Origin of the sequence: Mesorhizobium sp. M7D.F.Ca.US.004.03.1.1, assembly GCF_003998635.1 — a bacterium.
Taxonomy (GTDB): Bacteria; Pseudomonadota; Alphaproteobacteria; order Rhizobiales; family Rhizobiaceae; genus Mesorhizobium; species Mesorhizobium loti.
Map to the genome: position 1 here is coordinate 1 of NZ_RZQG01001833.1, position 425 is coordinate 425.

The following is a 425-nucleotide window of genomic DNA, read 5'->3' on the forward strand; positions in this document are numbered from 1 at the left end:
AGCAGGCTGCCATCTCGAAGGTCGTGATCGAGCGTCCGCACAAGAAGTGCCGCGTCACCATTCACGCCGCGCGCCCAGGTCTGATCATCGGCAAGAAGGGCGCCGACATCGAGAAGCTTCGCAAGAAGCTGATGGAGATGACGAAGTCCGAGACGCACCTCAACATCGTTGAAGTGCGTAAGCCGGAAATCGACGCGACCCTGGTCGCTCAGTCGATTGCCCAGCAGCTCGAGCGTCGTATTGCGTTCCGCCGCGCCATGAAGCGTGCCGTTCAGTCGGCGATGCGCCTCGGTGCCGAAGGCATCCGCATCAACTGCGCCGGCCGTCTCGGCGGCGCCGAGATCGCGCGCATGGAATGGTATCGCGAAGGCCGCGTGCCGCTGCATACGCTGCGTGCGGACGTCGACTACGGCACGGCCGAAGCG

At 64.2% G+C, this 425-nt stretch carries 1 protein-coding gene; it reads left to right on the forward strand.

Features of this window, described 5'->3' with window-relative positions; all coding sequences use genetic code 11:
- On the forward strand, positions 1 to 425 hold a 425-nt coding region (rpsC, locus tag EN935_RS40280; RefSeq protein WP_127374461.1), incomplete at both ends, for a 30S ribosomal protein S3.